This is a genomic window from Mycobacterium sp. 4D054 (genome assembly GCF_052245755.1).
Classification (GTDB): domain Bacteria; phylum Actinomycetota; class Actinomycetes; order Mycobacteriales; family Mycobacteriaceae; genus Mycobacterium.
On sequence record NZ_JBQQCF010000028.1, the window covers coordinates 39271 to 63858 of the forward strand.

The 24588-nt window shown below is 69.4% G+C and carries 23 protein-coding genes and 1 pseudogene; 8 read left to right on the top strand and 16 right to left on the bottom strand.

Going from position 1 to position 24588, the window contains the following annotated elements; genetic code table 11:
- Positions 1 to 13: 13 nt before the first annotated feature.
- The 5 genes and pseudogenes from ACTWP6_RS19585 to ACTWP6_RS19605 form a co-directional block, all read right to left on the bottom strand.
- Positions 14 to 1531 carry a flavin-containing monooxygenase gene (locus ACTWP6_RS19585; protein ID WP_443188559.1) on the bottom strand — a complete coding sequence of 506 codons (1518 nt, stop codon included), beginning with the start codon at positions 1529 to 1531 and terminating at the stop codon, positions 14 to 16.
- 66 nt (positions 1532 to 1597) lie between these two features.
- Positions 1598 to 2572 carry a glycine betaine ABC transporter substrate-binding protein gene (locus ACTWP6_RS19590; protein ID WP_443188560.1) on the bottom strand — a complete coding sequence of 325 codons (975 nt, stop codon included), beginning with the start codon at positions 2570 to 2572 and terminating at the stop codon, positions 1598 to 1600.
- Positions 2569 to 3351 (bottom strand): ABC transporter permease, encoded by a 783-nt coding sequence (locus ACTWP6_RS19595; protein WP_443188561.1) that lies wholly within the window; start codon positions 3349 to 3351, stop codon positions 2569 to 2571. Before ACTWP6_RS19595 ends, ACTWP6_RS19590 begins: the two co-directional genes overlap by 4 nt.
- Positions 3348 to 4520, bottom strand: coding sequence for an ABC transporter ATP-binding protein (locus tag ACTWP6_RS19600; RefSeq protein WP_443188562.1), 1173 nt, complete (start codon positions 4518 to 4520; stop codon positions 3348 to 3350). Before ACTWP6_RS19600 ends, ACTWP6_RS19595 begins: the two co-directional genes overlap by 4 nt.
- Positions 4517 to 5164: pseudogene (locus tag ACTWP6_RS19605) on the bottom strand (ABC transporter permease). The gene ACTWP6_RS19600 and the pseudogene ACTWP6_RS19605 overlap by 4 nt, the downstream one beginning before the upstream one ends.
- Positions 5165 to 5304: 140 nt before the next feature.
- Here ACTWP6_RS19605 and ACTWP6_RS19610 point away from each other — a divergent pair.
- Positions 5305 to 6231, top strand: coding sequence for a TauD/TfdA dioxygenase family protein (locus tag ACTWP6_RS19610; RefSeq protein ID WP_443188563.1), 927 nt, complete (start codon positions 5305 to 5307; stop codon positions 6229 to 6231).
- Positions 6232 to 6234: 3 nt separating this feature from the next.
- Here the strand turns inward: ACTWP6_RS19610 and ACTWP6_RS19615 are convergent, their stop codons facing one another.
- The gene (locus ACTWP6_RS19615) at positions 6235 to 6396 is read right to left on the bottom strand and encodes a hypothetical protein (protein WP_260753314.1); all 162 of its coding nucleotides are present in this window, start codon (positions 6394 to 6396) and stop codon (positions 6235 to 6237) included.
- Positions 6397 to 6531: 135 nt separating this feature from the next.
- Here ACTWP6_RS19615 and cobG point away from each other — a divergent pair, with 135 nt between their 5' ends.
- The 5 genes from cobG (at position 6532) to ACTWP6_RS19640 (ending at position 11570) form a co-directional block, all read left to right on the top strand.
- Positions 6532 to 7656, top strand: coding sequence for a precorrin-3B synthase (cobG, locus tag ACTWP6_RS19620; RefSeq protein WP_443188564.1), 1125 nt, complete (start codon positions 6532 to 6534; stop codon positions 7654 to 7656).
- Positions 7657 to 7665: 9 nt separating this feature from the next.
- Positions 7666 to 8292 carry a precorrin-8X methylmutase gene (locus ACTWP6_RS19625; protein WP_260753323.1) on the top strand — a complete coding sequence of 209 codons (627 nt, stop codon included), beginning with the start codon at positions 7666 to 7668 and terminating at the stop codon, positions 8290 to 8292.
- Positions 8289 to 9773 (top strand): precorrin-2 C(20)-methyltransferase, encoded by a 1485-nt coding sequence (locus ACTWP6_RS19630; RefSeq protein WP_443188565.1) that lies wholly within the window; start codon positions 8289 to 8291, stop codon positions 9771 to 9773. The genes ACTWP6_RS19625 and ACTWP6_RS19630 overlap by 4 nt, the downstream gene beginning before the upstream one ends.
- A gap of 78 nt (positions 9774 to 9851) precedes the next feature.
- Positions 9852 to 10466, top strand: a complete 615-nt coding sequence (locus tag ACTWP6_RS19635; protein WP_260758146.1) for a TetR/AcrR family transcriptional regulator — start codon at positions 9852 to 9854, stop codon at positions 10464 to 10466.
- 15 nt (positions 10467 to 10481) lie between these two features.
- The gene (locus ACTWP6_RS19640; RefSeq protein ID WP_443188566.1) at positions 10482 to 11570 is read left to right on the top strand and encodes a phosphotransferase family protein; all 1089 of its coding nucleotides are present in this window, start codon (positions 10482 to 10484) and stop codon (positions 11568 to 11570) included.
- Here ACTWP6_RS19640 and cbiE read toward each other — a convergent pair.
- Positions 11533 to 12720 carry a precorrin-6y C5,15-methyltransferase (decarboxylating) subunit CbiE gene (gene cbiE, locus ACTWP6_RS19645; protein WP_443188567.1) on the bottom strand — a complete coding sequence of 396 codons (1188 nt, stop codon included), beginning with the start codon at positions 12718 to 12720 and terminating at the stop codon, positions 11533 to 11535. The two genes, ACTWP6_RS19640 and cbiE, sit on opposite strands and share 38 nt — an antisense overlap.
- Positions 12717 to 13466: an SDR family NAD(P)-dependent oxidoreductase gene (locus tag ACTWP6_RS19650; protein WP_443188568.1), complete on the bottom strand. Its 750-nt coding sequence runs from the start codon at positions 13464 to 13466 to the stop codon at positions 12717 to 12719. The genes cbiE and ACTWP6_RS19650 overlap by 4 nt, the downstream gene beginning before the upstream one ends.
- 34 nt (positions 13467 to 13500) lie before the next feature.
- Here ACTWP6_RS19650 and ACTWP6_RS19655 point away from each other — a divergent pair, with 34 nt between their 5' ends.
- Positions 13501 to 13914, top strand: coding sequence for a F420-dependent biliverdin reductase (locus ACTWP6_RS19655; RefSeq protein WP_260753336.1), 414 nt, complete (start codon positions 13501 to 13503; stop codon positions 13912 to 13914).
- Between the two features lie 4 nt (positions 13915 to 13918).
- Here ACTWP6_RS19655 and ACTWP6_RS19660 read toward each other — a convergent pair whose 3' ends face one another.
- Entirely contained in the window at positions 13919 to 15049 is a 1131-nt protein-coding gene (locus ACTWP6_RS19660; protein WP_443188569.1) for a M24 family metallopeptidase, read from the bottom strand.
- 114 nt (positions 15050 to 15163) lie between these two features.
- Between ACTWP6_RS19660 and ACTWP6_RS19665 the strand changes: the two genes are divergently transcribed.
- Positions 15164 to 16150 carry a 5'-3' exonuclease gene (locus ACTWP6_RS19665; RefSeq protein WP_260753339.1) on the top strand — a complete coding sequence of 329 codons (987 nt, stop codon included), beginning with the start codon at positions 15164 to 15166 and terminating at the stop codon, positions 16148 to 16150.
- Positions 16151 to 16162: 12 nt separating this feature from the next.
- On the opposite strand, the gene ACTWP6_RS19670 is transcribed toward ACTWP6_RS19665, so the two are convergent.
- The 7 genes from ACTWP6_RS19670 to pafA all read right to left on the bottom strand — a co-directional run bounded on the left by ACTWP6_RS19670 (position 16163) and on the right by pafA (position 24507).
- Positions 16163 to 16951: a DUF4333 domain-containing protein gene (locus tag ACTWP6_RS19670; RefSeq protein ID WP_443188570.1), complete on the bottom strand. Its 789-nt coding sequence runs from the start codon at positions 16949 to 16951 to the stop codon at positions 16163 to 16165.
- Between the two features lie 55 nt (positions 16952 to 17006).
- The gene (locus tag ACTWP6_RS19675) at positions 17007 to 19778 is read right to left on the bottom strand and encodes a DEAD/DEAH box helicase (RefSeq protein WP_260753342.1); all 2772 of its coding nucleotides are present in this window, start codon (positions 19776 to 19778) and stop codon (positions 17007 to 17009) included.
- Complete coding sequence (gene tatC, locus ACTWP6_RS19680) at positions 19762 to 20712, bottom strand: twin-arginine translocase subunit TatC (RefSeq protein ID WP_260753349.1); 951 nt, start codon at positions 20710 to 20712, stop codon at positions 19762 to 19764. Before tatC ends, ACTWP6_RS19675 begins: the two co-directional genes overlap by 17 nt.
- A 75-nt stretch (positions 20713 to 20787) precedes the next feature.
- Positions 20788 to 21033, bottom strand: a complete 246-nt coding sequence (gene tatA / locus ACTWP6_RS19685; protein ID WP_260753351.1) for a Sec-independent protein translocase subunit TatA — start codon at positions 21031 to 21033, stop codon at positions 20788 to 20790.
- Positions 21034 to 21063: 30 nt separating this feature from the next.
- Positions 21064 to 22059: a helix-turn-helix transcriptional regulator gene (locus ACTWP6_RS19690; protein WP_443188571.1), complete on the bottom strand. Its 996-nt coding sequence runs from the start codon at positions 22057 to 22059 to the stop codon at positions 21064 to 21066.
- The gene (locus ACTWP6_RS19695; protein WP_260753354.1) at positions 22056 to 23087 is read right to left on the bottom strand and encodes a helix-turn-helix transcriptional regulator; all 1032 of its coding nucleotides are present in this window, start codon (positions 23085 to 23087) and stop codon (positions 22056 to 22058) included. Before ACTWP6_RS19695 ends, ACTWP6_RS19690 begins: the two co-directional genes overlap by 4 nt.
- A gap of 61 nt (positions 23088 to 23148) precedes the next feature.
- Positions 23149 to 24507, bottom strand: a complete 1359-nt coding sequence (gene pafA, locus ACTWP6_RS19700) for a Pup--protein ligase (RefSeq protein WP_260753356.1) — start codon at positions 24505 to 24507, stop codon at positions 23149 to 23151.
- Positions 24508 to 24588: the final 81 nt, after the last annotated feature.

Here is a 24588-nt window from a genome sequence, read left to right on the forward strand (position 1 = left end):
CTGCCGGTACCGGTCAAGAGAGCCGGCCTGTGCGTGACGGAACTATCCGCGCAGCGAAGTGACGAGCATCACAGCGGGCTTCCTCACGGGCCGTCCGCACCTCGAAATCGCTTACCTGCGGTGTACGCAACAGCTCGGTGTATCGGGAGGCCTCCCAGGGGAACAGCTCCGGCAGTCCGTCCTTGCCGAGATACCAACTGTGGCAGCCGGTGGTCCACACCGTGTTCGGCATCGCCGCTTTCATGGCGTCGTTGTAGAGCTTGGTCGCCTCCTCGGTCGGCGAGGCCGAGACGATCCGGTCCGCGCGCAGTTGGTCGATCCACCAGATCACGTAGTCGGCCTGATCCTCGGCGACCGGGACCAACGAGTTGTTGCCGACCGGGGCGTGGGGACCCATGAGCATGAACATGTTGGGGAAGCCCGGCACCGCCACCGCTCGGTAGGCCGTCGGCCCGTCGGCCCACACGTCGTCGAGCGTGCGACCGTGCTCGCCGGTGATCGTGAGTGGACGAACGTAAGCGTGGAAGTCGAACCCGGTAGCCAGCACCAGCAGATCGATCTCGTGCAGTGTGCCGTCGCCGGTGACCACTCCCCGGGGTTGCACCTCCACGATCGGCTCGGTCACGATCTCCACGCCCGGATTCTGGACGGCCCTGTAGTAGCGGCTCGCGAAGATCATCCGCTTGCACATCGGCTGGTCCTTGGGCGTGAGCTTCTTCTTGAGCTGCTTGTCCCGAACCGACAGCCGCAGATTCCACCGGCACTGAGTCTGGTAAAGCCGGCGCTGCCACCCCGGCCGCACGGGCGCGACACCGAACACGGACCGGACAAAGCCGCCCCAGAACCAGTAGCCGAAGCTGTTGAGCCACGTCCAGCGGCGCATTGCGGCTTTCGTGCGTTCGGACACCCTGAGGTTAGGCCAGGGGCAGATCCACTGCGCCGTGCGCTGAAAGACTTTGAGGTGTTTGACGTTACCGCCGAGTTCGGCGGTGAGCTGCACGCCGGTGGAACCGGTGCCGATGAGCCCGATCCGCTTGTCGGGCAGACAGACCGAGTGATCCCAGCGCGACGAGTGGAACATCGGTCCGGCGAAGGTTTCCAAGCCCGGAATATCGGGGTAGTGGGGAACGCGCAGGAAACCGGTCGCGGTAACCAGTACGTCGAAGTCCTCGACACCGGCAGCGGTGGTGAGCCACCACTTTCCGTCGCGCACGACGGCCTCGGTGACCTCGGCTCCGAAGCGGATGTGCCGCCGGATGCCGCGCTCGTCGGCGACCCGGCAAAAGTACTGCTGGATCTCGCGCCCGGGAGGCAGCATGTGCGACCACTCCGGGTTGGGCCGGAACGAGTAGGAGTAGTAACGGGACGGGACATCGCACGTCAGCCCTGGATAGGTGTTGTCGCGCCACGTGCCGCCGACCTCGTGGGCCTTCTCGAAGATCGTGAAGTCCTCGATGCCGGCGTCCTGCAATTTCGCGGCCATGCACAGGCCCGACATGCCTGCGCCGACGACCGCCACCGTGACCCGCATGCCGAACCCCCTTGAGCAGGGCCGACGTTACTCCCGACGCCCGTCTGCCACGGCGGAATCGCCCGACTATCCGGTGGTGACGAATCCCTGCGCCACCATCCAGTCGCGCGCCACCACGCTCGGGTCGCGGCCGTCGACGTCGACCTGCCGGTTGAGTTCGGTGATCGCCTCGTTGGTCAGCGCCGCGGTCACGGGTGCGGTCACCTCGGCGATCTCGGGGTGCGCCTCGAAGAACTCCCGCTTCATCGTCACCGACGGGTTGTAGTGGGCGAAGAACTGCTTGTCATCGGTCAGCACGGTGAGGTTCAACGCTGCGATGCGGCCGTCGGTGGTGAACACCTCGCCGAAGTCGCATTCGGTGCCGTCGGCGGTCGCCTGATAGATGATCCCGACCTGCAGGATCGGCGTTTGTGCCCGGGCCGGGTCGAACCCGTAGGCCGCCGCCATCCCGGGGAAGCCGTCCTGGCGGGCCCGGAACTCGGTGTCCACGCAGGTGCGCGCGGCCGCCGGGTCACGCCGGACCAGTGCCGCGTAGTCGGACAGCGTGCGCACCCCGGTCTTCTCGACGGTCTGCGGGCTGGCGGCCAGTGCATAAGTGTCGTCCATCGGCCCGGGTTCCAGCCACACCATGTCGTTGCGCGCCAGGTCCTCGTCGCGCACCGCCTCGTACTGTGCGCGGCTGTCCGGGATCGGCTTCTCGTGGCCGAGGTAGTTGATCCACGCGTTGCCGGTGAACTCGTAGGCCACGTCAACCTGACCGGAAAGCTGTGCCCCCCTTGTGCTTCGGGATCCGACGATGCCGGTGAGATCGCGGACGTCGGCACCGGCGGCAGAGAGGGTGTACTCCAGGATGTAGCCCATGATGACCTGCTCGGTGTACTCCTTGGAGCCCACCGTGATCGGCACCCCCTCCAGACCGGGGTGGGGCCGTACCGAGCCCGGCCCCACCGGCAGCGGCACCGCGCTGCCCGAGCCGAGTCCGCAGGCCGTCAGCACCGTCGTGAGCACCCCTATGAGCGCGGCGATCCGGCGCGCGGTCACCGCAGCCCCTTGGGATTGAGGAAGAACTCGGCGAGTCCTCCCAGCCAGTCCACCAGCAGCGCCAGGCAGACCGCGAGCACACTGCCCAGGACCAGCGTCACGTTGTCCTGCAGCTTGTATCCGGTGTCGATCAGGATGCCCAGCCCGCCGGCGTTGACGAGGAATGACAGCGTCGCGGTGCCGACGGCCAGCACCAGGGAGGTGCGCAGACCGGCGAGGATGAACGGCACCGCCAACGGCAGCTCCACCCGCAGCAGCAGTGAGCCCCGCGACATCCCCTGGCCGAGCCCGGCGTCGAGCAACGACCGATCCACCTGATCGATGCCGAGGATCGTGCTCGACAGCACCGGCAGCAGCGAGTACAGCGCGATCGGCAGCACGCCGATCCAGAAGCCCGTCTGCGCCGTCCACAGGAACAGCAACACCAGCAGACCGATGGCAGGTGCCGCCTGGCCCACGTTGGCGATCCCGACGAACAGGGGCCGCAACACCTTTGCTCCCGGACGGGTGACCAGTACGCCCAACGGCACTCCGATCAGCAGCACGATCGCGGTGACCGCGCCGGTGATCAGCAGGTGCTGCCAGATCAGGGTGGCGACGTTGCCGGGGTTGATGTTCTCCTGCTGGGTGGCGGTGAGTTCGCGGTGGAACGCCCAGAACACCACCGCGGCGCCGACGACGAGCACGAGCACAGGCTGCAGCAGCAACCGGATCCGCTCCGCGGCCGAGGGGGCCGGGGAGCCGGAGGTGTCCGACCTGGTGTCGACGGCGGTGGTCACGGCGGGCCGTCTCCCCCACCCGTGGCCGCATCGGCCTCGGTGCGCAGCCGGGTGATCGTGTCGATCAGCGTGTCGAGGGTGACCACACCGGCGTAGCGGCCCCCGGCGCCCACCACGACCGCGGACGCGTGCTGCTCGGCCAGGATCGCCTCCAACGCGTCCTCCAGGGTCGAGTGCGTACTGACCACGCCGAGCTGTTCGACCGCGTCGGCCAGCGAGCGCGCGTGCCTGAGCATGCGCTCGCGCACCCAGCTCACCGGCCGGTCACGGTCGTCGAGCACCACCGCCCAGTCGTGGTCGCTGGCGGCGACCACCGACCGCACGTGTTCGACGCTGTCTCCGCGGTGCACCACCGGACGCGACTCCAGCGCGACCTCCTTGATGCGCAGCAGCCCGAGCTGGCGCAGCGACGCACCGGAACCGACGAAGCCGGCCACGGTGTCGTCGGCCGGGCTGGCCAGGATGTTCTGCGGGGTGTCGTACTGCAGCACTTTGGACTGCTGTCCGAGCACCGCGATGCGGTCACCGAGCTTGACCGCCTCGCCGAAGTCGTGGGTCACGAACACGATCGTCTTGCGGAGTTCGCTCTGCAGCCCGAGAAGTTCGTCCTGCAGGGTGCTGCGGGTGATGGGATCGACGGCCCCGAACGGCTCGTCCATCAGCAGCACGGGCGGGTCGGCGGCCAGCGCCCTGGCCACGCCGACACGTTGCTGCTGGCCGCCGGAGAGCTGTCGCGGATAGCGGTCGGCGTACAGGGCGGGTTCCAGCCCGACCATGTCGAGTAGCTCGTCGACCCTGTTCTCGATACGTGTGCGGTCCCACTTGAGCAGGCCCGGCACCAGTCCCACGTTCTGCCTGATCGTCATGTGCGGGAACAGGCCGGCCTGCTGGATCGCGTAGCCGATCGAGCGGCGCAGCTCGTTCGGTTTGATCGACAGCGCGTCTCTGTCCCCGATCAGGATCCGGCCCGACGTCGGTTCGCTGAGCCGGTTGATCATTCGCATGGTGGTCGTCTTCCCGCAGCCGGACGGGCCGACGAAGACCACGATCTCCCCGGCTGGGATCTCCAACGAGACGTCATGCACGGCAGCGGTTTTGGCGCCCGGGTACGTCTTGGAGACGTGGTCGAGTTCGATGCGCACGCCGGTGGGCTCTGATTGGTCTGTCAACGAATGCCTTTCGACGTAGTGAGGCGTCCGAGCAGGACCAGGAGCCCGTCGAGCACCAGCGCGAGAACCACGATGAGCAGGGTTGCGCTCACCGCCATCGGCAACGCAGTCGGGCTGCCCACCCGGGCCAGGCCGGCGAAGATCAGATTGCCCAGCCCGGGCCCCTTCACGTAGGCGGCGATCGCGAGCACCCCCATCGACATCTGGGTGCTCAGGCGCATCGCCTACAGCACGGCGGGCCACACCAGGCGCAGTTCCACCCGGCCCAGCGTCTGCAGCCGGCTCATTCCGAGGCCACGGGCGGCGTCGGTCAACGCCGGGTCGATCGCGGTCAGGCCGACGATGGTGTTCCGGATGATCGGCAGCAGCGAGTACAGCACCAACGCCGCCACACTGGGGATCACGCCGAGGCCGAACAGCGGGATCAGCAGACCCAGCAAAGCGAAGGACGGGATGGTCAGGATGACGCTCGACGTCGCGGTGGCCAGATCGGCGGCGAACGTGTTGCGGTAGGTGAGCACCCCGATGGCCACCCCGAGCACCGTCGCGAGCAGCACGCTCTGCACCACCGCGCTGACGTGCTGGTAGGAGTCGAAGATCAACTGCGTGTGGTGCGCACTGATGTACTCCCACAGCGCATTCACGGCGACGGCCTCACAGCGACCCCCCGTACCCGATCTTGACCCTTGCGAAACGGCACCGATTCGACTCCGCCTGACTCAAACGCTGGGCGGCGGCGCCACCGACGGTCAGAGTGCTTCGTAGACGTTAGGGAGGTGTACGGATGTCGTCGTCACTACAGGTGGTCAAGCTCGGAGCCGTCATCGGGGCACGTATCGACGGGATACGGCTGCGCGACGGCGTGGACGCGGTCACGGCCGCGCGGATCAACGACGCGCTGCTGGAGCACAAGGTGATCTTCTTCCGCGGCCAGCACGAACTGGACGACGACGGCCAGTTGGCGTTCGCCCGCGCGCTGGGCACCCCGACCACAGCGCATCCGACGGTCACCTCGCGCGGCAACAGGGTTCTGCCGATCGACTCGCGCTACGACAAGGCCAACAGCTGGCACACCGACGTGACGTTCGTCGACCGCATCCCGAAGGCCTCGCTGCTGCGGGCGATCACCCTGCCGCGGTACGGCGGCACCACCACCTGGGCCTCTACCGAGGCGGCATACGACCGGTTACCGACACCGTTACGCGCGTTGGTGGAGAACCTGTGGGCGGTGCACACCAACGCCTACGACTACGCCGGTGACGTCGACCCCCGCTCCGAGCGACTCGCCGACACCGAACTCCAGTATCGCGAGGAGTTCGCCTCGGACTACTACGAGGTCGAGCATCCCGTGGTCCGGGTGCATCCGGAGACCGGCCGAAAGGTGCTGCTGCTCGGCCACTTCGTCAAGCGTTTCGTCGGTCTGGGCCAGGCTGAGTCGGCGACCCTGTTCCAGCTGCTACAGAATCGGATCACCAAGTTGGAGCACACAATTCGCTGGAACTGGGAGCCTGGTGACCTCGCCGTCTGGGACAATCGGGCCACCCAGCACTACGCCGTCGCCGATTACGACGACCAGTACCGCCGCCTGAGCAGGGTCACCCTCGCCGGCGACGTCCCCGTCGACGTCCGCGGCGATCGGAGCCGCGTCATCGCCGGGGACGCCTCGACCTATTCGCCGGTGGCCGCGCCCGCGGCCCGTCTGGTGAGCTGAGGTTCACAGCCGGTACATCATCCGCGCCAACAGCGCGTCCTCCAGGTAGCCGGCGCGCTCCGCACGGTGCCGGCGGCGAGCCTTCGACCCGTCCAGCGCCGCGGCTGCCGCGGCCGGCGTCTGTCGCGCGCTCTGCGGGACGTGTGTCGTTGTCAGATAGGTCATTTCGATCACTCCGCGGTTGCGTGTCGGCGGTCCACCGGACCCTGTCTGGCCAACGTAGAAGCACCGGACCACGCGGCCGCAGGTACTCGACTACGCGAATCGACGGGCTCTCGCACCGTCGACTACGGTGGATCCATGGCCAGGGTCCGGGACGACGACGCGTGCCCCGGCGCATTGCAGACCCATCAGGCCGCCGACGGGGAGCTGGTCCGGGTGCGGCTTCCCGGTGGCGCGCTCACGGCCGCCCAGCTGGAAACCCTGGCCCAGGTCGCCATCGACTTCGGCAGCGCGACCCTCGAACTGACCTCGCGGGCCAACCTGCAGATCCGCGCAATCCAGGACGCCGCCGCGGTTGCCGGGCCACTCGCCGATGCCGGGCTGCTGCCGTCACCCACCCACGAGCGGGTGCGCAACATCCTGGCCTCCCCGCTGTCGGGCCGACGTGGCGGTGTGCGCGACACACGAGCGCTGGTCCGCGCCCTCGACATGGCGATGCAGCACGATCCCGACCTGGCGAATCTGCCGGGCCGGTTCTTGTTCGGCATCGACGACGGACGCGGCGACATCTCCGGCCTGGGCGCCGACGCCGGGGTTCACGTGCTCGACAGGCACACCGCGGCAGTGCTTCTCGCCGGCCGCGACACCGGGGTGCGGATCCCGCTGGACCAGGCGGTGCCCGAACTGCTGCGTCTTGCGCGGCGCTTCACCGAGATACGCGGAACGGCTTGGCGCGTCACCGAACTCGCAGATCCCGCGGAACTGCTCGGCAACCTCACCCCGACCGCCCCGCCGGGTGCGACGTGGCCGCCGACCTCCCGCCCGCCGGTCGGCTGGATCCCGCAGGACGACGGGCGGATCGCGCTCGGCGCCGCGGTGCCGCTCGGGGTCCTCGACGCACAGGTCGCCCGCTACCTCGCCGCCGTCGAGGCGCCGCTGGCGGTGACCCCGTGGCGTTCGGTGCTGGTGTTCGACCTCGACGAGGGCGTCGCGGACGCCGCACTGCGGGTGCTGGCGCCGCTCGGGCTGATCTTCGACGAGAACTCGCCGTGGTTGTCGGTGTCGGCGTGCACGGGCAGCCCGGGCTGCGCGCGCTCGGTCGCCGATGTGCGCACCGACGCCGCAGCGGCAGCGGTCGACGATCCCGACATCACAGTTCACCGGCACTTCGTCGGCTGTGAGCGGGCCTGCGGCAGCCCCGCCGACGCCCGGGTGCTGATCGCGACCGGAGACGGCTACCGGGCCCGCGAACCCCACCCGTAGGGTGATCGGGTGCTCGACTACATCCGCGACGCCACTGAGATCTACCGTCAGTCGTTCGCGACGATCCGCGCCGAGGCGGACCTGGCCCGGTTCCCCGCCGACGTGGCCCGGGTGGTGGTCCGCCTGATTCACACGTGCGGACAGGTCGATGTCGCCGAGCACGTCGCATTCACCCCGGATGTCACTGCCCGCACCCACGCCGCCCTCGCCGCCGGCGCTCCGATCCTGTGCGACTCGTCCATGGTGGCCGCCGGAATCACCCGCAGCCGCCTGCCCGCCGACAACGAGGTGGTGTCGTTGGTCGCCGATCCGCGTGCGCCTGAACGGGCAGCTCAACTGGGCACCACCCGCTCGGCGGCCGCGGTGGACCTGTGGAGCGACCGGATCCCCGGGGCGGTCGTGGCGATCGGCAACGCCCCCACCGCGTTGTTCCGGCTGCTCGAACTCGTCGACGAGGGCCTGGCGCCGCCGGTCTCGGTGCTGGGCGGACCGGTCGGGTTCGTCGGATCCGCGCAGTCCAAGCAGGAGCTCATCGACAACCCCAGGGGCGTGTCGTATCTGGTCGTGACAGGCAGGCGCGGCGGTAGCGCGATGGCCGCTGCCGCCGTGAACTCGATTGCGGCAGAGGAAGAATGAGCAACCCGCAGGGAACGCTGTACGGAGTCGGACTGGGCCCGGGCGACCCCGAGCTGGTGACCGTCAAGGCGGCCAGGGTGATCGGCGCCGCCGACGTCGTCGCCTATCACAGTGCGCGGCACGGTCGCAGCATCGCCCGTTCGATCGCCGAGCCCTATCTGCGCAACGGGCAGGTCGAGGAGCACCTCGTCTACCCGGTCACCACCGAGACCTCCGACCACCCCGGCGGATACGCCGCAGCGATGGAGGACTTCTACCGCGAATCCGCCGACCGCATCGCCGCCCACCTGGACGCGGGGCGCGACGTCGCTCTGCTGGCCGAGGGCGATCCGCTGTTCTACAGCTCCTACATGCACATGCACACCCGCCTCACCGAGCGGTTCGACGCCGTGATCGTGCCCGGGGTGACCTCGGTCAGCGCCGCGTCGGCCGCGGTGTCGACGCCACTGGTGCAGGGCGACCAGGTGCTCACCATCCTGCCGGGCACGCTGCCCGCCGACGAACTCCAACGCCGCCTGGCCGACACCGACGCGGCGGTGATCCTCAAGCTGGGACGGTCCTACCCCGCTGTGCGGCAAGCGCTTTGCGCGTCAGGCCGGATGACCGACGCGTTCTACGTCGAACGCGCCAGCACCGAGAGGCAGCGGGTCCTGCCCGCGAGCGACGTCGACGACGCGTCGGTGCCCTACTTCGCGCTGGCCATGCTGCCCGGCCGCGATCCCGAGCCGTCCGGCGCCGGCTCGGTGGCGGTGGTCGGGCTCGGGCCCGGTGACATCGGGTGGATGACGCCACAGAGCCGGCGGGAGCTGGCCGCGGCCACCGACCTGATCGGCTATGGCCCCTACCTGGACCGCGTGCCGGTCCGCGGTGGGCAGCGCCTGCATCCCAGCGATAACACCGACGAACCCGCCCGTGCGCGGCTGGCCTGCGAGTTGGCCGAACAGGGACGCACCGTGGCGGTGGTGTCGTCGGGCGATCCGGGGGTGTTCGCGATGGCGACCGCCGTGCTCGAGGAGGCCGAGCAGTGGCCCGGGGTGCAGGTCCGGGTGATCCCGGCGATGACGGCGGCCCAGGCGGTGGCCAGCCGGGTCGGCGCGCCGCTGGGGCACGACTACGCGGTGATCTCGCTGTCCGACCGGCTCAAGCCGTGGGACGTCATCGCCCGCCGACTTTCCGCCGCCGCGGCCGCCGACATGGTGCTCGCGATCTACAACCCGGCCTCCAAGACCCGCACCTGGCAGGTCGCCGCGATGCGGGCCCTGCTGCTGGAACACCGTGATCCGGCGACGCCGGTCGTCATCGGCCGCGACGTGTCCGGGCCGAGCGAATCGGTGCGGGTGGTCGCGCTGGGCGATCTGGATCCCGGTGAGGTCGACATGCGTTGCCTGCTCATCGTCGGCTCGTCACAGACGCGCTGGGCCGCCGGGGGCGCCGGGGGCGCCGACCGCGTCTTCACCCCGCGCCGGTACCCGCAATCCTGAGCCATCTGACATCTGTCGCGCATCGTTGACAGTTGTCAGAACTGCGGGTTAAGGTCGCGCGTGCAGCGAGGCCTCCCGGTGCGTTCGCCGACCGACCGGCGGCAGCCACAGAAGAGCGACCTGCGGCGCAGCGCGATCCTGGAGTCACTGGACCACCACCTGCGCGCATCCGGCTTCGACGACCTCAACATCGCCGACGTCACCCGCCGGGCCGGTGTCACCCGGTCGGCGTTCTACTTCTACTTCGAGAACAAGGCCGCCGCAGTGGCCGCGCTGCTGGAGCCGATGTACGAGGACGGTTTCCTGGCCAGCGACCTGCTCAGCGACACCTCCCAGCCGCCCCGCGCCCGCATCCGGGGAATGCTGGAGGCGCTGCTGGGCACCGTCGACGAACACCGCTATCTGCTGGCGGCCATGCTGGAAGCCCGCGCATCCAGCTCCGCGGTCCGCGGTGTGTGGGACGACGCGCGGGAATCCTTCGTGGGCCCGGTCGCGTCGATGATCGCCGGTGAACGCGAGAGCGGACGGGCCCCGGCCGGCGCTCCTGCCGAGGTGCTCGCGAGCCTGCTGCTGGAGTTCAACGACCGGCTGATGGAGCGCTACACCGTCGGCGGCCGGCTCACCCGCGCCGAACTGCTGTCCGGCGCCGAGACCATCTGGTTGCGCACGATCTACGCCGGCGACGGCGACTGACGAAAGGCGGTCCGAGTGACGATTCCGCGTAGTCCTGAGGACATCACGCCCGCGTGGCTGACCGCGGTCCTGGGCACCGACGTCGACAGGGCCGATGTGGTCGCCATCGGCACGGGGCAGACCGGCGCCACCTACCGGGTCACCGCCGCTTACTCCACTGACTCCCGATCACCTTCTCTACCCACCACTTTCGCGGTCAAGCTGCCCGCACAGAACGACGAAGTCCGAGAACGAGTCGCCCTGGGCTACGTGTCCGAGGTGGACTTCTACACCGCCATCGCCAGCGACGTCGCCATCCCGGCGCCCGGCTGCTTTCACAGCGAGATTTCCGCTGACGGCAAGGATTTCGTGCTCGTATTGGCCGACATGGCGCCCGCCGAACAGGGCGACCAGATCGCCGGGTGCACCCCCGGCGAAGCGGAACTGGCCGTCGAGGCGCTGGCCGGGCTGCACGGGCCGACCTGGAACGACCGGCGATACTTCGACCTGCCGTCGATCGTGATGCCCAAGCCCGGCGACGAAGCGGCCGCCACCGGCATGGGCGAGGTGGCCAAGGTGGCGGCTGACATCACACTGGACAAGCTGGGGGCGTCCATCAGCGACCAAGACCGCGACACACTGCTCACCTCGATGGGCCTTATCACCCCGTGGCTGCTCGCGGTGCCGGACCGGTTCTCGCTGATGCACGGCGATTACCGGCTCGACAACCTGCTCTACGACCCGGACCGCACCCGCGTCACCGTCGTCGACTGGCAGACTCTCGGGCTCGGGTTACCCAGCCGGGATCTGGCGTATTTCACCGCCACCAGTCTGCTACCGGAGACCCGGGCCGAGGTCGAGCGTGGTCTGGTCGAGCGGTACCACGCGGCACTGCTGGGCCACGGTGTCACCGGCTACGACCTCCAGACCTGCTGGCACGACTACCGACTCGGGGTGCTGCAGGCGCCGCTGATCACCGCGCTGGGCACCGCGTTCGCGTCGTCGACCGACCGCGGCGACGAGATGATGCTGACCATGCTGCGCCGCGGCTGCCGCGCCATCCGCGAACTCGAGTCGATAGCACTGGTCAGGTCGTATCAGGCTTCGTCACCGACCACTGTGTGACCGGCATCGCCGGCCGCCATCCGGTGAACGCGCCGACCGCGTCGCCCTGGTAGTGCTGGAACCGGCGCAGTCGCCCGTCGACACGTGAATACCATTGCGCCAGTGTCACTTCCGATTCCACGGTGACCGCGTTGGCGACCAGTCGGCCACCGGCGGGCAGTTTCTCCCAGCAGGCCTCGATCAGGCCGGGCTGACTGACGCCGCCGCCGACGAAGACCGCCGCGGGCGGCGCCGCATCGGCGAAGGACTCCGGCGCGCCGCGTGCGGTCTCGACCGGCACACCGTAGGCGACCGCGTTCTCGCCGACTCTGGCGCGGCGGGCGTCGTCGCGTTCGAACGCGATCGCGCGGCAACCCGGTCCGCTGCGGCACCACTCGATCGAGACACTGCCCGACCCCGCACCCACGTCCCAGAGCAACTCCCCCGGCCGCGGCGCGAGCGCGGCCAGTGTCGCGGCACGGATCATCTGCTTGGTGATCTGCCCGTCATGGGCGAACGCGTCGTCCGGCAGCGCGCCGAACCGGCGCTCGTCGGGCAGATACCGCACCGCCATCACGTTGAGGTCGTCGACGTCCGCCGGTGGCCGGGCCGCCCACTCCCGCGCTGTCGAGGTGCGCCGCAACTCTTTTGGGCCGCCCAACTGTTCGAGGACCGTCAGCTCCGAGTCACCCCGTCCGGTGGCGGTGAGCAGCCGTGCCAGTTCCGCCGGCGTGGAACCGTCCCGCGACAACACCACGGCCTGCCCGCCACGGCGCACCGCGGTGTGCGGTTCGCGCCACACCACGCTGATGATCTCGGTGTCCTGCACCGACCAGCCGACCCGCGAGCAGGCCAGCGTCACCGACGACACGTGCGGCAGCACCGCCACCCTGTCCGGACCGAACCTGCGGATCAGCGTGCTGCCGATGCCGTGCAGCAGCGGGTCTCCGCTGGCCACCACGTGCACGTCGACATCACCACCGTCGAGCAGTGTGTCCAGCGCCGGCAGCAGCGGGCTCGGCCACGTCCGCCGCGCCGCGGTCACCGTCGCGTCCAGCAGATCAAGCTGCCTACGGGAACCGTAAACAACGGTGGCCCTTGCCAGTTCAGCGCGCGAAGGCGGCGGCAGCCCGGCCATTCCGTCGGCGCCGATGCCCACCACGACGATCACCGCGGCAGCCTACGCCACACCGGCCGCGGCAGGAGCCGGAACACCAGCGCCAACAACGCCAGCGGAGCGGGAACCCACACCGTGTCGCGCCGCTTGCGCAGCGCCCGCGCCGTCGCGTCGGCCACCTGCGCCGGCGTGCTCGACAGCGGCGCCGGGGTCATTCCCTGCGTCATCCTGCCGATCACGAAGCCGGGCCGCACGAGCAGCAACCGCACACCGGTGCCGTGCAGCGCATCGGTCAGACCGCTGCAGAAGCCGTCCAGGCCCGCCTTGGCCGACCCGTAGACGTAGTTCGCGCGACGCACCCGCACGCCGGCCACCGACGAGAACACCACCAGCGTCCCCGCCCCGGCCCGGCGCATCCTGGCGGTCAGTTCGGTCAGCAGGCTGACCTGGGCCACGTAGTCGGTGTGCGTGATCGCGGCCGCGTGCGCGGGATCCTCCTCGGCGCGGGCCTGGTCGCCGAGGATCCCGAACGCCAGCACCGCGGTGCCGATCCGGCCGTGCTCGGCCTCGATCGCATCGACCAGCCCGCGGTGCGCGGCGAGATCGTCGGCGTCGAACGCGACCGTGTGCACCGACGCGGCCCCGGCCCGCTGCACCGCGGTGATCTGCTCGCGCAGCGCGTCGGGTCTGCGGGCGGCCAACACCACCGCCGCCCCCGGCGCCAGCCGGCACGCCAGTTCCACGCCGATCTCGCTGCGACCGCCGAAAATCACCACCGGTCCCGCGTTCGTGTCCTCCACGGCGCTGATTATCGCCTGCGCTAGCGTGGGGCCGATGGCCAAGGCGACGACCCGACTGACCGACGACGCGCTCGCGTTCCTGTCCGAGCGCCACCTCGCGATGCTGACCACGCTGCGGGCCGACGGGTCCCCGCATGTGGTGGCCGTCGGTTTTACGTTCGACCCCGCCACCCACATCGCCCGGGTGATCACCTCGGGCGGCTCCCAGAAGGCCGTCAACGCCGAGCATCGCGGGGTCGCGGTCCTCAGCCAGGTCGACGGCGCCCGCTGGTTGTCGCTGGAGGGCAAGTCGGCGGTGCACACCGACGCCGACGCGGTACGCGACGCCGAACTGCGGTACGCCCAGCGCTACCGCACGCCCCGGCCGAACCCGAAGCGCGTCGTGATCGAGGTGCGCATCGCGCGGGTGCTCGGGTCGTCGGCGCTGCTCGACCGCGGCGAGGCCTGACCGGTCAGGGCACCGGGACCACGACGAGGTCGTGCGGCCGGTTGTTCACCGACTCCGCTCCGTCGGCGGTGACGACCACAATGTCCTCGATGCGCGCACCCCACTGGCCCGGGAAGTAGATTCCCGGCTCGACCGAGAACGCCATCCCCTCCTGCAGCGGCAGCGTGTTTCCCGCCACGATGTAGGGCTCCTCGTGCACCGACAACCCGATACCGTGCCCGGTGCGGTGCACGAACGCCTCCGCCAGTCCCGCGGCGGCCAGCACGTCACGGGCCGCGGCGTCGACCTGTTCGGCCGTCACGCCCGGCCGGATGGACTCGACCGCGGCGCGCTGGGCCCGCTGCAGCACCGCATACCGGCGTGCCACCTGCGGGTCGGGTTCACCGATGCTGTAGGTCCGGGTGGAATCGGAGTTGTAGCCCGGGTCGAAGGGGCCGCCGATGTCCACGACGACGATGTCGCCGACGCGCAGTTCCCGGTCCGAACACTCGTGGTGCGGATCGGCCCCGTGCGGACCGGAGCCCACGATGATGAACGCCACTTCTGAATGTCCTTCGGCCACAATGGCTTCGGCGATGTCCGCCGCGACGTCGGCTTCCGTCCGGCCCGGGACCAGGAACTCGGGGACCCGCGCGTGTACGCGGTCGATCGCGGCACCGGCCTTGCGCAGTGCGTCGATTTCGGCCGGATCCTTGACCATCCGCAGCCTGCGCAGCACGTCGGTGGCCAGCACCGGCACCGCGGCGAGCACGTCGGCCAGCGGCAGCAGATGCAGCGCCGGCATCGAATCGGTGACCGCGACATGGTGTGGAACCTGACCGGGCAACGCGTCGGCGACGAGGCGGTACGGATCGTCACCGTCAACCCAATCCCGTACTGCCACACCGAGTTCAGGCACGGCCGAGTCCTTCAGCGCGGCGAGCTCCAGCCGCGGCACCACGATCGTCGGCTCACCGTTTGCCGGCAGCACCAGCGCGGTCAGCCGTTCGAAGGTCTGGGCCCGGGAGCCGACAAGGTAGCGCAGGTCGTATCCCGGTGTGATCACCAGGCCGGCCAGCCCGGCGTCGGCCGCGGCAGCCACCGCCGCGCGCAGTCGCTGTGCGTACACGTCGGTGTCGAATCGAGCGCCTGTCATGTCTTTCAGGCTAGTGCGCGCGGCGATCTCCCCGCGAGCAGACACAAACTCGCACGAATCGCCGCGAAAGTATGCGAGTTTGTGTCTGCTCGCGGGGAAAGGTGACCTGGCAGGATGGCCGGCATGGCCCGCACGTCCAATGAAGCCCCACTGGTCCTGCTCGACGGTGCGAGTATGTGGTTCCGCTCGTTCTTCGGTGTCCCGTCGTCGATCACCGCGCCGGACGGTCGGCCGGTCAATGCGCTGCGCGGGTTCTTCGACGCGGTCGCCACAGTGATCGCCCGCGAACGGCCGCGCCGGCTGGTGGTCTGCCGGGACGACGACTGGCGGCCGCAGTGGCGCGTCGACCTGATCCCGTCGTACAAGGCGCACCGGGTAGCTGTCCCTGCCGAGGAAGCGAACCCGGCCACCGACGTCGACATCGAGCAGGTGCCCGACGAGTTGACCCCGCAGGTCGACATGATCATGGAGATGCTCGACGCGTTCGGCATCCCGACGGCCGGGGCCGAGCAGTGCGAGGCCGACGACGTGCTGGGCACGCTCGCCGAACGCGAGCGCCGCGACCCCGTGGTGGTGGTCAGCGGCGACCGCGACCTGCTGCAGCTGGTACGCGACGAGCCGGTCCCGGTCCGGGTGCTTTATCTGGGCCGCGGACTGTCCAAGGCGGTCAAGTACGGCCCACGCGAGGTAGCCGAGACCTACAACGTGCCCGTCGACCGGGCCGGGCCGGCCTACGCAGAGCTGGCGCTGCTGCGGGGCGACCCATCCGACGGGCTGCCGGGCGTCCCGGGTATCGGAGAGAAGACAGCGGCCGCGCTGCTGGCTCAGCACGGGTCGCTGGAGCGGATCGTTGCCGCCGCCCACGACCCGAAGTCGCGGCTGCCCAAGGCGCACCGGAACAAGCTGCTGGCCGCGGCCGACTACATCCAAAGGGCCGGACCGGTGGTGCGGGTGGCCACCGACGCCGACATCTCGTTCTCCACCGATGGTGATGAACTGCCACTGGCGGCCCGCCATCCCGGCAAAGTCGCCGAACTCGCCGACCGCTACGGCGTGTCGTCGTCGATCGGACGACTCCAGTCCGCCTTGGACAAGCTCTGACAAGCTCTACGGTTACTTCGGGCGGCCGACCTCGTAGGTGCCGTCGTCGTCCTGGAAGGTGACGGTGACCTGGCGCTTGGTGCCGTCGATGCTGACCTCGCAGTTGAACGAGTCGCCCTTCTTGACCGTCGGGCTCACACCGTTGTTGCACTTCACGTCGTTGACGTTTCTCGCGCCGTAGCCGTTGGTCTCGTCGGTGAGGATCTGCTCCACACCGGCTTGGGCCGCATTGATGTCGAGCTTGGTGGTGACGAAGAAGCCCGGCTTCCAGAAGCCCAGCACCAGCACGGCGGCGATGACGACCGCGGCCAGCACACCGACCACTCCGCCGATCACAGCCAGCGAACGCTTCGAGCCTTCCTCCTGGCCTGGCGCCGGATACCCGGGCGCACCGGGGTACTGGCCGTAGGGGCCCGGTTGACCCGGTTGGCCGTACTGGCCGGGTTGACCGTAGGCGCCGGGCTGCCCGTACTGCTGGCCGTATCCGCCCGGCTGGCTGTACTGTCCGGGCGGCGGGTAGCCGGCCGGGTTGTACTCGGCGGGCTGCTGGCCGTACTGGTCGGCCGGGTACTGCTGCGGCGTGTACGTCGGCGGCTGCGTTGGTTGCTGGTACTGCGGGTACTGCTGCGGCGTGTACGCCGGCGGCTGCCACCCCTGCTGCTCGGGCTGCTGGCCGGCGCCCGGAGTCGGGGGCTGCCAGCCCTGGTTGGCCGCCGATTCGCCCGCCGGCTGATCCGTGCCCTGTTCAGGCTGCTGACCCGGCCACGGCTGCGTCGGGTCGGATCCCTGCGGTCCGCTCATTTCTCTCCTTGGTCATCCGGGGCTGGTGTGCCGGGGGCCCTGCTGGCACCACACACTACCCGGCATCAACAGCTACGACGCCGCGCCGAACGTCGTTGATGGCGCGTTTTGCGGTTGCCCGCAAAGCCGCCGACGGCGCCGCGCCGCGGACCTGGTCGGCCAGATCCAGCACCTGCCGGCACCAGCGGACGAAATCGCCCGCCGACATCGACGCGCCGGTGCCCGCGGTGTCCGACGCGGCCAGTGCCGAGGCCAGATCGCCGGTGCTCGCCCAGCGGTGTATCGCCGCGACGAAACCGTGGTCGGGTTCGCGGCTCGGCGCGAGCCGGTGCCGCTGCTCGTCGGCCCTCAACTCCGACCACAACCGACGGGTCTGGTTCAGCGCGCGGCGCAGCTTTGCAGTCGGAATGTCGGAGCCGTCGCCAGTTCCGGGGCCGTCCCGGCGGGATTCGTAGAGCACCACCGACAACGCGGCGGCCAGCTCGGGCGCGTCCAGACCTTCCCACACTCCGGCGCGCAGACATTCCGCGACCAGCAGGTCGCTCTCGCTGTAGATCCGGGCCAGGAGTCTGCCGGCGTCGGTGACGACCGGAGCCGTGCCCTCGCCGTCTTCGGCCGCGGCGATGAATCCCCGTTCGGTGAGCAGCACCACGATTCGGTCGAACGTGACGGCCAGCGAATTCGTCGCCGAGGCGATCTTCTTGCGCAGCGCCTCGTTGTCCCGCTCGATCCGCAGATAGCGCTCGGCCAACCGGGCCTTCTCTTCCCGGTCCGCCAAGCCGTGCGCCCGGTGCGCCCGGACCCGGTCCCGCAGCGCTATCAGCTCCGGATCCACGTCGCCGTCCTGCGGGGACCCACTCCTGCGGACGCGCACCGACGGGACGTCCAGACCGGCCGCCGCCGACCGCAGCGCCGAGGCCAGGTCGCGGCGGGCCCGCGGATTGCGGTGCTCGACGCGCTTGGGCAGCGACATCTTGCCGATCGGGCCGGCGGCGCCGTTGTAGTCGGCCGACGAGATGCGGCCCGCCCAGCGATGCTCGGAGAGCACCAGCGGGCGTGGATCCTCGTCGTCGCGTGCGGGTTCGAGCACCACGGCCAGCCCACCGCGGCGCCCCTGGATGATCATGATGATGTCGCCGCGACGCAATGTGGCCAGTGCGTCGTTGGTGGCCTGCCGGCGCTGCAGCCGCGACGCCCGCGACTGGGCGCGTTCCCGTTCGGTGATCTGCGCCCGCAACCGGACGTAGTCGAGGATCGCGGCGTTCGGACCGCCCATCTCGGCGGCGAGCTCACCGAGCATGCGTTCACCCCGCTCGACGCCGCGGACGAGTCCGACGACGGACCGGTCGGCCTGATACTGCGCGAAGGACCGTTCCAGCAGCTGATGGGCTTGGGCCGGTCCCATCTGATGCACCAGGTTGATCGTCATGTTGTAGGTCGGCGCGAACGAGCTGCGCAGCGGGAACGTCCGGGTCGACGCCAGTCCGGCGACCTCGGCGGGGTCGACGTCCGGATTCCACAGCACCACCGCGTGGCCCTCCACGTCGATACCGCGCCGGCCCGCGCGTCCGGTCAGCTGCGTGTACTCGCCCGGGGTCAGCGGCACGTGCTGCTCACCGTTGTACTTGACCAGCTTCTCCAGCACCACCGTGCGGGCGGGCATGTTGATGCCCAATGCCAGTGTCTCCGTGGCGAACACGGCCTTGACCAGGCCGGCGGTGAACAGTTCCTCGACGGTGTGCCGGAATGTCGGCAGCATCCCGGCGTGGTGGGCGGCGATCCCGCGTAGAAGGCCCTCACGCCACTCGTGGAAGTCGAGCACGATCAGGTCGGAGTCGTTGAGGTCGGCAGTGCGCCGGTCGACGATCTCGGCGATGCGCGCCCGCTCCTCGTTGGTGGTCAGGCGCAGCGACGACCGCAGGCACTGTTTGACCGCGGCGTCGCAGCCGGCGCGGGAGAAGATGAACGTGATCGCCGGCAACAGTTCGGCGTGCTGGAGAACGCCGATCACATCCACCCTGCTCGGCGTGCGGTACAGGCTCGGCGGGCGGCCGCCGCGGCCGCGGCCCCGCGGCTGCCAGTCGGCGAGGCGTTCGGCTTCCCGGCGATGCGCGATGTGGCGCAGCAGTTCCGGGTCGACGAGCAGATCGCGCCCGGCGGCGGAGGAGGCGCGGTAGTCGAACAGATCCATCAGCCGCTTGCCGACCATCACGTGCTGCCACAGCGGTACCGGACGGTGTTCGTCGACGACCACGGTGGTGTCACCGCGGACTTCGGTGATCCATCCGCCGAACTCCTCGGCATTGCTCACCGTGGCCGACAGGCTGACCAGCCGGACGTCCTCGGGCAGGTGCAGGATCACCTCTTCCCACACCGCACCGCGCATCCGATCGGCCAGGAAGTGCACCTCGTCCATCACCACATATGAGAGTCCTTGCAGCGCAGGCGAATCTGCGTACAGCATGTTCCGCAGCACCTCGGTGGTCATCACGACGACGTCGGCGTCACCGTTGATGGACTGGTCTCCGGTCAGCAGGCCGATCCGTTCGGGACCGTAACGGCGCACCAGATCGCTGTGCTTCTGGTTGCTCAGCGCCTTGATCGGGGTGGTGTAGAAGCACTTCCGGCCCGCGGCCAGGGCCAGGTGCACCGCGAACTCGCCGACGACGGTCTTGCCCGCGCCGGTGGGTGCGCAGACCAGCACTCCGTGGCCCTGGGCCAACGCCGCGCAGGCGCGGCGCTGGAACGGGTCCAGCTCGAAGGGCAGCAGCGCGGCGAACGCGGCCACGCTGTCCGGCGGCGGGGGTGACTCAGGTTGCGTCGTCATCGACCACGAGGCGGGACGGGGCAGGCACCGCCGTCGGCGCCTCGACCGGCTCGACCGGGCCGATGGGTGCGGCCTCGTCGTCGTCGATCGCTGCCGCGGCCGCGCGGCGCGCCTTGCGGCGATCACTGATCCGTGCGACCTGGATCGCCATCTCCATCAGCAGCGTCATCGCCACCGCGAGCGCCAGCATCGAGAAGGGATCCGAGCCCGGCGTGACGAACGCGCAGAACACGAACACGCCCATGATGAGGCCGCGGCGCCATGCCTTGAGCCGCTCATAGGTCAGGATGCCGACGAGGTTGAGCATGATGATCAGCAGCGGGAACTCGAAGCTGATCCCGAACACCAGCAGCAGGTTGATCAGGAAGCCGAAGTACTGGTCACCTGAGAGGGCGGTCACCTGCACGTCGCTGCCGACGGTCAACAGGAACGCCAAGGCCTTGGACAGCACCACGTAGGCCAGGATCGCGCCGGCGATGAACAGCGCCGCGCCCAAAGTCACGAAGGCCACCGCGAATCGGCGTTCCTTGGCGTAAAGCCCGGGGGTGATGAAGGCCCACAACTGGTAGAGCCAGACCGGGCACGCCAGCACGATCCCGGCGGTCATGCCGACCTTCAGGCGCAGCATGAACTGGTCGAACGGCGCGGTTGCCAGCAGCCGGCACTCCCCGTCGGGAGTGATCGACGCGCGCGCCGAATCCGGCAGGGCACAGTACGGTCCACGCAGCCAGTCACCGAGGCTGGGCAGTCCGAACACGCCGTGGCTGTACCAGAGGAATCCGAGGACGGTGGTCGCCAGCACGGCGAGCACTGCGATCAGCAACCGGGTGCGCAGCTCGACGAGGTGGTCGACCAGCGACATCGTGCCGTCCGGGTTCACCCGGGAACGCCGCTGCCGCGGATCGAGCTTTTTGAAGAGTACGGAAATCTGCACGGGTGGTCGCCTAGATGCTGCGCGCAGGCGCGAAGTCACACACGCGGCTTGCGCCGCGTGTCACAGGCCGGCCGGTCAGGCTGAGCGCTTGTCCGGCGACGGCTCGGATTCCGGGACGCGCTCCGACGTGATCTGCGTCGGCGTGTCCGACCGATCCGACTTGGGCGACTGCGAATCCGCCTGCATCTCCTTGATCTCGGACTTGAAGATGCGCATCGACTTGCCCAGCGAGCGCGCTGCGTCCGGGAGCTTCTTGGCACCGAAGAGCAGCACGAACACGGCGATGACGATGACCCAGTGCCAGGGTTGTAGACCACCCAATTTGATTACCTCCAGACGTCTGCGCCGAGTTTACTCGCCCGCGGGGTCGATGCCGACCCGACCGGCGCGGTAGGCCCTCAGGGCTTCGGCCGCGGACTCCCGCACCCGGTCGGCCAGTGCCGGCGGCCCGAGCACCCGCACCGCCGAGCCGAACCCGAGCACGAAGCGCGCCATCCACTGATCGGAGGCGTAGGTCATGGTCGCCTCGCAGGACCCGTCGTCAAATTCCCGCAGCACCCGCAACGGGTAGTAGTCGAACATCCAGCCCGCCGACCGGTCGATGAGCAGGGTCGCCGTCGGCAGCGACGGATCGGCGGTGTCAGGATCGAACAGCGACGTGTCAGGGCTGGCCTGCACCGCCGGCGGCGGCGGCACCGACGGCTCGTCGAGCACCCGGGCGTCGACGATGCGGTCGAAGCGGAACAGCCGCACCGCCTCGGCGGAGCGGCACCACGCCTCCAGATAACTGTGGTCGGCGACCAGCACCACCCGGATCGGATCGACGACCCGGCTCGACAGGGTGTCGTGGGAGGCGGCGTAGTACTCGATCGCCAGCGCCCGGTCGTCCCGCACGGCGGTGCGCACGGCCGCGGCAGCCTCGCTCTCCACCGGGGCCGGCTCCTCGACCGCGGCGCCCTCCACGCCGTGGCCGACCTTGCCGGCGGCGGACTCGATCTTGGCGATGGCGCTGCGCGCGGCCTCCGGGTCGACCATGCCGGGCACGTCGACCAGTGCCCGCAGCGCGACCAGCACCCCGGTGGCCTCGGGGGACGTCAACCGAAGCGGATGGTCGATGCCGGCCGAGAACGTGACCTCGATGGTGTCGCCGGAGAACTCGAAATCGATCAGATCGCCGGGGCCGTAGCCGGGCAGCCCGCACATCCACAGCTGGTTGAGGTCCTCCCGGAGCTGATCGACGCTGACGCCGAGATCGGTGGCGGCCTCGGTGTAGGTGATGCGCGGGTTGGCCTGGAAGTACGGCACCATGTTCAGCAGCCGCACCAGCCGTGCGCTGACCGCCGTCATCGTGCCTGTGTCTCTCGGAGTGCCTGCGCCTCGCCGACGCCGCCGATCGGCGACAGCTGGGCCTGCAGCCGCGTGATCACGTCGTCGCGCAGGGACTGCGGCTCCAGCGCGAGCGCGTCGGCCCCGTAGCTGGCGACCTCACGGGCCAGCCGGTCGAACATCCCGATGTCGAGGGTGATCTCATCGCCTGCCCGGCCGCCGATCGTCATGGGTCCGGTCACGGTGCCGCGCTGCCGCAGCGCGGTGGCGCGTCCCGCGGCGACCCACACCCGGGCCTGCCCTGTCGCCGGCCAGTCCCCCACGACCCGTTTGACGATCTCGCGCAGATCGGTGTCCTCGGGTCTGCTGACTGCACCCGACGGCCCGATCGGGGTCACGTCGGCTCCGATGCGGGACAGCCGGAACGTCCGCACGGCGTCGCGGTCGCGGTCGTGACCGACCAGGTACCACCGTCCCCGGTCGGTGACCACCCCCCACGGTTCGACCGTGCGGGTGACGTACGGCTCGCTGCGTGACGGCCGGTGCCGGAACTGGACGGCCCGCCCGGAGTCGATGGCGGCCAACAGGATTCCGAGCACCTCCTCCGACCCCCGTAGCCCAGGAAGCGCAGCGGTCGAGGTGATCGCGACATCGTCGTCGGCCTCGATGTCGACGCCGGCGGCCCGCAACTTCAGCAGCGCGCTCTGCGTCGCGGTGATCAGCTCGGGCGACTCCCACAACTGGGTCGCCACCGCCACCGCTGCGGCCTCGTCAGGGGTCAGCTCCACCGCGGGCAGCGCGTAGGCGTCCCGATTGATCCGATACCCCTCGGTCGGGTCGCTCGGCGACACCCGTCCGGTCTCCAGCGGGATACCGAGATCGCGCAGCTCGTTCTTGTCGCGCTCGAACATTCGGGAGAATGCTTCATCGCTGGCATCGTCGGAGTAGCCGTACACCGTCTCGCGTATCCGTTCGGCGGTGATGAAGGACCGCGTGGACAGCAACGCGATGACCAGATTCATCAGGCGTTCGACTTTCGAGATCCCCACGGGTTAGAGCTTAGAGCGCGCCGGGCGCGATCCCCGGCACGAGGCGCGTGGGGACACCGACTCACATCGACGCGATGAGCCGCTTGACCCTTTCGTCGACGGACCGGAACGGGTCCTTGCACAGCACGGTGCGCTGCGCCTGGTCGTTGAGCTTGAGGTGCACCCAGTCGACGGTGAAGTCCCGGCCGGCTTCCTGCGCGGCGCTGATGAACTCGCCGCGCAGCTTGGCCCGCGTGGTCTGCGGCGGGGTGTTGACCGCGGCCTCGATCTCCTCATCGGTGGTGATGCGCGCGGCCAGGCCCTTGCGCTGCAGCAGATCGAACACTCCCCGGCCACGTTTGATGTCGTGGTAGGCCAGGTCCAGCTGGCTGATCTTCGGGTCGGACAGCTCCATGTCATAGCGGTCCTGGTAGCGCTGGAACAGCTTGCGCTTGATCACCCAGTCGATCTCGGTGTCGACTTTGGCGAAATCCTGGCTCTCGACGGCGTCGAGCTGGCGCCCCCACAGGTCGACGACCTGCTGGATCTCGGTGTTGGGTTCGCGGGTCTGCAGATATTCGACGGCACGGGCGTAGTACTCGCGCTGGATGTCCAGGGCGCTGGCCTGCCTGCCGCCGGCCAGCCGCACCGGCCGCCGGCCGGTCAGGTCGTGGCTGACCTCCCGGATCGCGCGAATCGGGTTGTCCAGGGAGAAATCCCGAAAGGCCACCCCGGCCTCGATCATCTCCAGCACCAGCGAGGCCGAACCGACCTTGAGCATCGTGGTGGATTCGCTCATGTTCGAGTCACCGACGATGACGTGCAGCCGGCGGTATTTCTCCGCGTCGGCGTGGGGCTCGTCGCGGGTGTTGATGATGGGACGTGACCGGGTGGTCGCCGACGACACGCCCTCCCAGATGTGCTCGGCGCGCTGGCTCAGGCAGAACGTCGCCGCCTTCGGGGTCTGCAGCACCTTGCCGGCCCCACAGATGAGCTGGCGGGTGACCAGGAACGGCAGCAGCACATCGGAGATCCGGGAGAACTCGCCGGCACGCACGATCAGGTAGTTCTCGTGGCAGCCGTAGGAGTTGCCCGCCGAGTCGGTGTTGTTCTTGAACAGGTAGATGTCGCCGCCGATACCCTCGTCGGCCAGTCGTTGTTCGGCGTCGATAAGGAGGTCTTCGAGCACCCGTTCACCGGCGCGGTCGTGCGTGACCAGCTGGGTCAGGCTGTCACATTCGGCGGTCGCGTACTCGGGGTGGCTGCCGACGTCGAGATACAGACGCGCGCCGTTGCGGAGGAAGACGTTGCTGCTGCGGCCCCACGACACCACCCGCCGGAACAGATAGCGGGCGACCTCGTCGGGACTCAACCGGCGATGGCCGTGGAACGTGCAGGTCACACCGAATTCGGTCTCGATGCCCATGATTCGTCGCTGCACCTCATCGAGACTACTTGTTGCTCGGCTCACAGGTCGGCCGGACACTCGATGAGGGCCTGTGGATAACCCGGTGGGCGGGTC

Excerpts from the sequence above, each read along its gene's own strand:
- ACTWP6_RS19690 (WP_443188571.1), bottom strand. The coding sequence starts at position 22,059 with ATGACGGCGGTCAGCGCACGGCTGGTGCGGCTGCTGAACATGGTGCCG.
- ACTWP6_RS19670 (WP_443188570.1), bottom strand. The coding sequence starts at position 16,951 with ATGAGCGGACCGCAGGGATCCGACCCGACGCAGCCGTGGCCGGGTCAG.
- ACTWP6_RS19615 (WP_260753314.1), bottom strand. The coding sequence starts at position 6,396 with ATGACCTATCTGACAACGACACACGTCCCGCAGAGCGCGCGACAGACG.
- cobG (WP_443188564.1), top strand. The coding sequence starts at position 6,532 with ATGGCCAGGGTCCGGGACGACGACGCGTGCCCCGGCGCATTGCAGACC.
- ACTWP6_RS19630 (WP_443188565.1), top strand. The coding sequence starts at position 8,289 with ATGAGCAACCCGCAGGGAACGCTGTACGGAGTCGGACTGGGCCCGGGC.
- ACTWP6_RS19585 (WP_443188559.1), bottom strand. The coding sequence starts at position 1,531 with ATGCGGGTCACGGTGGCGGTCGTCGGCGCAGGCATGTCGGGCCTGTGC.
- ACTWP6_RS19665 (WP_260753339.1), top strand. The coding sequence starts at position 15,164 with ATGGCCGGCATGGCCCGCACGTCCAATGAAGCCCCACTGGTCCTGCTC.
- ACTWP6_RS19610 (WP_443188563.1), top strand. The coding sequence starts at position 5,305 with ATGTCGTCGTCACTACAGGTGGTCAAGCTCGGAGCCGTCATCGGGGCA.
- ACTWP6_RS19675 (WP_260753342.1), bottom strand. The coding sequence starts at position 19,778 with ATGACGACGCAACCTGAGTCACCCCCGCCGCCGGACAGCGTGGCCGCG.
- ACTWP6_RS19660 (WP_443188569.1), bottom strand. The coding sequence starts at position 15,049 with ATGACAGGCGCTCGATTCGACACCGACGTGTACGCACAGCGACTGCGC.
- ACTWP6_RS19655 (WP_260753336.1), top strand. The coding sequence starts at position 13,501 with ATGGCCAAGGCGACGACCCGACTGACCGACGACGCGCTCGCGTTCCTG.